The sequence below is a fragment of the Limibacillus sp. genome (genome assembly GCA_037379885.1).
Taxonomy (GTDB): Bacteria; Pseudomonadota; Alphaproteobacteria; order Kiloniellales; family CECT-8803; genus JARRJC01.
The window spans coordinates 39285-45861 of the sequence record JARRJC010000020.1 but is presented as its reverse complement, the minus strand read 5'-3'; the positions used below and the strand labels follow the sequence as shown (position 1 = coordinate 45861).

Sequence of the window (6577 nt, the reverse complement as noted above, 5' to 3'; positions counted from 1 at the left end):
CGTCGGTTTCCACATCGACGCAGATGAAGGCCCACTTGGGAAAGCTGCCGACCTTGGCGATCACCGGGCGGTTGAGGGGCACGTCGGCGGCGCGCACGGTCAGCTTCGTGAAACGGGGGCTGCTCATGTCTCTTGCTCGGTCCCGGTCTTCGCGGCCTGATCCATGGATCCCTCTCCGTCTTGACCATCGGCATCGAGAAAAACCAGCAGGACCTCGGCCATCGGACCGAAGGCCCGTAGCGCGACATGGTCCAGCCACATCAGATTATCGCACATGCGTTCGATCAGGCCCACCGATTGCGAAGCTTTGCGAGAAGCCAAAACGGCGGCGCTCCGATTGAACCCTTCGGGACTTAACGATCTTCGATCTCAAGGTCGAATAGCGGGCGGGCTATTGCTTGGCAAGGAGTGATCTGGCGAACAGCGCAATAGAGGGGGCCGTCCTTGATTTCCTCAAGCACCTTGCGGGAGCGCCCCAGGGCCGACCTCCTGCTCTGGAAGGTCGGGGCTTTCGGCGCTCTCGCCACGGTCATCGGCAGGTACCTGCTCGTCAGCCGGCTGATCGGTCAGATAGTCGTCGTAGTCCTCGCTGAGCGGCACGGTGCCTGGCGTGGCCACGGCGTAGGCGGAGGCTTGTTCGTCCCCGAGCGTGGGCGCATCGCGGCGCATCATGCGATAGAAGGTGAAGAGCGCGATGGCGCCCAAAGTTGCGGCCATGTAGAGGAAGTATCCGCCGCCGCCGAGAAGCTTCATTAGCCATGACGCCGACGGCGCGCCCAGCGCCGAGCCCACGGAATAGGACAGCACGATGGTCGCCGCCGCCGGGACCAGGGAGGAGACCGGCAGGCGGTCGTTGGTGTAGGCCAGCAGGACTGCATAAAGCGGGAAGATGGCGACGCCCGTGACTGCCGCGGAGGCGAGCAGGAGCTCGGGCGACAGTGGCCCCGCCAGACTCAACATGAAGAAAAAGCCCGTGGCGGCGCTGCCGCCCAGCGTGATGACGCCGATCATCAGGCGCCGGTCGAAGCGGTCGGAAAGCCAGCCGACGGGGTACTGAGCCACCAACCCGGCGACCATCGCCGTGGTCATCAGGTAGGCGACCCAGTCGCCGGAGAGGTTCATCTGCTCGCCGAAGCTGGGGCTGAGCCCCATGAAGGCGCCCTGACAGGCCGAGAGCAGTACCAGCCCGACCAGCCCCAGAGGCGTCTCCCGGTAGAGACGGCGGACGCTGAAGCGCTTCTCGCCGCCGTTCGGATCCTGGGCATCACTGACCGGCGCGCTGGCGCGAGTCAGCGTCACGGGAATGAGCGCGAAGGAAACCATGATTGAGGAAATGACGAAAAGATCGAAGCCGCGCGGGTCACCGAGCTGCGCAAGCATCGGACCCAGCGCGTAGCCCCCGAAAGCCGCCGTCCCATACACCGAAAGTAGGCGCCCGCGCAGCTCGTTGCTGGCCCGCGCGTTCAGCCAGGACTCCACCACCATGTAGAGACCTGCGAAGGAGAACCCGGTGACCAGGCGCAGAACGCCCCAGGCGATGGGATCGGGCAGCAGGGGGTGTATGAGAGCGACGCCGGAGACCAGCGAGCCGTAGGCGGCGAAACTGCGGATATGGCCCGCTGAGCGGGTGATCGCCGGACAGATCTGTGAGCCCACGCCGAACCCGATGAAGTAGCAGGCCGAAACGAAGCCCATGGTCTGGACCGAGATTCCTTCCAGGTTCGCGCGCAGACCGAGGGCGACGAACTGCAGGCCGTTGCCGGCGAGCAGGAAAGAAAAACCGAGAATGAGGGCGGCGACAGACAAGAGGACGGAGCGCATGGGGGTGGGTTCTGTCATGGACGCCTACGCAGAAGAGCGGCTTGGGGTTGCTTCTCGGGGCGACGCCCCCTTGTTGGTCGTTTGTTGGAATGACGGAGCCATAGACCGCCGGGGGTCGTCTCGCTCAGGCGCGCCAGGAAACTTTCTTGTTCGCGCCCTGTCTCTAGAGGCTCTTCCAGAGACGGTAGGCCCTGAAAGCTCCAGAGTAGAAGAGCCGCCGGGATTCGCGCAGAGGTTCCTCCCAGCGTTCCGTGAGCGCCAAAGGCAGCTCTTCCTCGCCAATGTGGCCCGCGATCAGGTTGGCCAGCGCCTCTCCGAACACCGTGCCGGGTGAGATGCCCCGCCCGTTGTATCCGATGGGGACGTAGAGGCCGGGCTCCGGCGACAGGAGGCGGGGCAGGTGGTCGCGGGTCATGGCGATGCGCCCGCTCCAGGCCGCCTCCCAGGAAACCGGCCCGAGACCAGGGAAGATCCAGCGCAGCGTCTTGTTCCCCCAGCGCTTGGTCAGGGCCGCGTCCCGACCGTAGAGCGCACCCATAGAGCCCAGCAGCAGGCGGCCCGCCGCATCGACCCGGACTGCGGTCATGATCTTGCCGGTGTCCCAAAGTCCCTCCCGCCCCGGAAGAATTCCGCTGGACTGCCCGCCGAGAGGCGCGGTGGCGAGTTGGTAGAAGCTGATGGGCGTGAAGGCGCGCTCCAGTCCCGGCAGTAGGTCTGCGCTGTAGGCGTTGGTGGCCAGGATCGCCTTGGGGGCTGTGACCGCACCCTCCGCCGTCTCGACCCGCCAGAGGCCTTCGCGGCGCTCCAGCTTCATTACGGCTGAAGCGCCGTGGAGGTCTGCGCCTGCGTTGATCGCCGCCCGGGCGAGGCCGCGCACGTAGCCCATGGGATTGATCGTGCCGGCGCGCGCATCGAAAAGGCCGCCCTTGAAGACCTTGGTGCCGGTCCGCAGCGCTGTTTCCTGCTCATTCAACAGAGTGACCGGCGCGCCCAGCTTCTGCCACTGCGCATGACGCCGCTTCAGATCGGCCAGCCCGGCCCTGTTGTGGGCGGCGTGGATCGTGCCCTCGCGCACCGCCTCGCAGTTCATCTGATGCCGCTCAATCAGTGAGAAGACCCGCGCCGGTCCTTCGGCCAGGGGTTCGCAGAGGCGGCGCGCCGCCGCCTCTCCCATGGCCGCTTCGATGTCGCCCGGCGGCATCCAGAGGCCGGCGTTGACCAGACCGACGTTGCGCCCGGAACCGCCTTCGCCAAAACCGGCGGCCTCCAGCAGCACGACGTCCTTTCCGGCCTCCGCGAGGCGCAGCGCCGCCGCGCAGCCGGTAAAGCCGCCCCCGACGATCACAGCCTCGGCCTGCCGCTCGCCGCGAAGCGGTCCGGTTTCCGGCGGCTGTGGCGCGGTCTGGTCCCAAAGGGATAGGCGGCGCGTCAGGGTGTTTGCGGCAGGCATGGCGGCGGTCTAACTCCTCGGAACCAAGCGCCGGATGACGGCAGGCGGGGCCTTGCGCTACTCTGTCAAAAGTCGTTTGATCCCCATAACACCGCGCCGCTGGAGACGCCAGCATGACCGACAGCAAGTTCTATCCCATTGCACACCACTGGGGCCGCGGTGTGGCCGAGGTCCGCGGCGGCGAGCTGGTCGGCGTGCGCGCGCCCGATGATGATCCCGACCCCTCGCCGATAAACGAAAACATTACCGAGGCCGTCAGGGGACGCGCGCGGATCGGACGTCCCCACGTCCGCAAGTCTTTCCTGGAAAAGGGCGCGGCGGCCGGCGGTGAAGGAAGGGGCGGCGAAGCCTTCGTGCCCGTCTCCTGGGAACGCGCGCTGGACCTCGCGGCCAGGGAGATCGACCGGGTGCGTCGGACCCATGGCAACAAGGCGATATTCGGCGGCTCCTACGGCTGGGCTAGCGCCGGGCGCTTCCACCACGCGCAGAGCCAAGTTCACCGTTTTCTCAACTGCATCGGCGGCTATGTGCGCAGCCAAGGGAACTACAGCTATCACGCCGCCCTGGTCTTGATGCCGCACATCGTCGGCAGCTACGCGCGCCACACCCGCGAGTACACGCCCTGGCCGGTAATCGAAGAGTCCGGCGAACTGGTGGTCATGTTCGGCGGCGTGCCCCGCCGCAACGCACAGGTCGGCGCGGGCGGCCTCGGCAAGCACAGGCTTTTCGAGGAGATGCTCTCCTGCCGCCGCGCGGGCGTAGAGTTCGTGTCGATCTCCCCCTATCGCGGGGATGCGGCAACGGAGCTGGAGGCGGAGTGGCTCGCGCCGCGTCCAGGCAGCGACACGGCCCTGATGCTGGGCCTCGCCCACACGCTTCTGAGCGAGGGGCTGCACGACGAAGACTTCCTGGCGCGCTATTGCGTCGGCTTCGACCGTTTCAAGGACTACCTGCTGGGCCATCCGGACGGCGAGGCCAAGGACGCGGACTGGGCCGCCGAGCGTTCAGAGATCCCGGCGGAGGCGATCCGCGCCCTGGCGCGCCGCATGGCGGGTAGGCGCACGCTCCTGCTCTGCACGGCCTCCCTGCAACGTGCGGAATATGGCGAACAGCCTATCTGGATGATTGTTGTACTGGCGGCGATGTTGGGACAGATCGGTCTGCCCGGCGGCGGCTACGGCGTCGGCTACGGCGCGGATGGGAACATCGGCATCACGGCGCCGGGCCCCGGCTACCCGTCGCTGCCACAGGGCGAGAACCCGGTCGCGGACTTCATTCCCGTGGCGGCCATCGCCGACATGCTGCTGAAGCCCGGCGAACCCTTCCAGTTCAACGGGCAAGACCTGATCTACCCGGAGATCCAGCTGGTCTACTGGGCGGGCGGCAACCCCTTTCACCACCACCAGGACCTGAACCGCCTCGTCGAGGCGTGGAAGCGGCCGGAGGTGGTGATCGTCAACGAGATTTCCTGGACCGCGACCGCGCGCCACGCCGACATCGTCTTTCCCGTAACCAGCGCCCTGGAGCGCAGCGACATCGGCGCGAATTCGGCCGAGAGCTACCTTCTCGCCATGCCGCAGGTGATCCCGCCCGTCGGCGAATCCCGTAACGACTACGAGATCTTCTCCGGGTTGGCCGAGCGGCTGAGCGCGGTCGAGGCCTTCACCGAGGGCCGCAGCGAACGCGAATGGCTGGAGCTCTTCTGGTCACAGGCCCGCCAGCGCGCCGCCCGTGTGGATGTGGAGTTGCCCAGCCTCGAGGAGTTCTGGTTGGGCGGCTCCATCGAGCTGCCCGAGCGTTGGACGGAGCGTGTCTTCCTTTCCGCCTTCCGCCGCGATCCCGAAGCCAATCCCTTGCCGACGCCCAGCGGCAGGATTGAGATCTTTTCCGAGACCATCGCCTCATTCGATTACGACGACTGTCCGGGCCACCCGACCTGGATGCCGCCCAGGGAATGGCTGGGGGCCAAGACGGCCGTGCGCTTCCCGCTGCATCTCCTCTCCGGCCAGCCCGAAGCGCGGCTTCACAGTCAGCTCGACAATGGCGCCTATTCCCGGAAGTCCAAGATCAAGGACCGCGAGCCGGTTCTGATCAACCCGGAGGACGCGGCGGCGCGCGGGATTTCCGACGGCGAGGTCGTGCGGCTCTTCAACGAGCGCGGCGCCTGCCTCGCAGGGGCGAGAGTGACGGAGGAGGTCCGCCCCGGCGTAGTCTTCCTCAACACCGGAGCCTGGTACGACCCCTTGGAGCCGGGCCGCAGCGGCAGCCTGGAAAAGCACGGAAACCCCAACGTGCTGACCCACGACCGCCGGACCTCGCGGCTCACCCAGGGGCCGGCGGCCCACTCTACCTTGATCGAGATTGAACGCTTCGAGGATGAGCCGCCGCCAGTTACGGCTTTCGAGGCGCCGGTTCAGCTAACGCCCTCGGGCTAGTCATGGCGCGCCTCTCGGCGTAGCCTCTTTCGATAACGACCCACGCCATCGACCAGAGGAGGCCCTGAGCCCGCCATGTCCGGTTCTTTGTCAAAGTCAGAGCAGGGGTCGGCCCTGCCCTTCGACCCGACCCACAACCAGTCCCTGACCGAGGAGCGGCGCGATCTCGCCGCCGCTTTCCGCTGGACCGCCCGCCTCGATATGCACGAGGCCGTGGCCAACCACTTCAGCTTGGCCGTCGACGCCGAGGGACGGCGTTTCCTGATGAACCCCGGCAGCCGGCATTTCGCGCGCCTGAAGGCCAGCGACATGCTGCTGATCGACGCCGCCGCCGAGAACGGCGGACCGGATGGCGACAAGCTGGACCCCACCGCCTGGGCGCTGCACGGTGCGATCCACCGGAACCATCCGCAGATCCGCTGCGTGCTGCACGTCCATTCGCACTACGCGACGGCGCTTTCGGTTCTGCAGGACTGCGTGCTGCCGCCGATCGACCAGACCTCCATGCGGTTCTTCAGGCGCATGACCGTGGACGAGGGCTTCGACGGCATGGGGCTCGGCGACGAGGCCGAGCGGGTGGCCCGCGCCGCCGATCCCGACAAGCCGATCCTGGTGCTGGCCAACCACGGCGTCATGGCCTTCGGGCGCGACACCGCCGAAGCCTTCGACCGCCTCTACCACTTTGAGCGGGCCTGCCGCACCTACCTGACGGCGCTCGCCACCGGGATTCCGCTACGGGTCGCCAGCGACGAGGTCGCCGAGAAGACCGCGCGCCAGTGGGAGGGGATCGACAGCGATTTCCCGCGCGAACATCTGGAGGAGCTGAAGGCGATCCTGGATCTGGAAGAGCCGGACTACGCCGACTAGGCCG

The 6577-nt window shown here is 67.0% G+C and carries 5 protein-coding genes; 2 read left to right on the top strand and 3 right to left on the bottom strand.

Features of this window, described 5'->3' with window-relative positions:
• Positions 1-123 precede the first annotated feature (123 nt).
• The 3 genes from P8X75_08290 to P8X75_08280 form a co-directional block, all read right to left on the bottom strand.
• Positions 124-294 carry a hypothetical protein gene (locus P8X75_08290; GenBank protein MEJ1995202.1) on the bottom strand — a complete coding sequence of 57 codons (171 nt, stop codon included), beginning with the start codon at positions 292-294 and terminating at the stop codon, positions 124-126.
• A gap of 159 nt (positions 295-453) precedes the next feature.
• Positions 454-1839, bottom strand: coding sequence for an MFS transporter (locus P8X75_08285; protein MEJ1995201.1), 1386 nt, complete (start codon positions 1837-1839; stop codon positions 454-456).
• A gap of 145 nt (positions 1840-1984) precedes the next feature.
• Positions 1985-3271 (bottom strand): FAD-binding oxidoreductase, encoded by a 1287-nt coding sequence (locus P8X75_08280; GenBank protein MEJ1995200.1) that lies wholly within the window; start codon positions 3269-3271, stop codon positions 1985-1987.
• A 113-nt stretch (positions 3272-3384) separates the two neighbouring features.
• On the opposite strand from P8X75_08280, the gene P8X75_08275 reads away from it, so the two are divergent.
• Positions 3385-5706: a molybdopterin-dependent oxidoreductase gene (locus tag P8X75_08275; GenBank protein MEJ1995199.1), complete on the top strand. Its 2322-nt coding sequence runs from the start codon at positions 3385-3387 to the stop codon at positions 5704-5706.
• Positions 5707-5781: 75 nt separating this feature from the next.
• Complete coding sequence (locus P8X75_08270; GenBank protein MEJ1995198.1) at positions 5782-6573, top strand: class II aldolase/adducin family protein; 792 nt, start codon at positions 5782-5784, stop codon at positions 6571-6573.
• Positions 6574-6577: the final 4 nt, after the last annotated feature.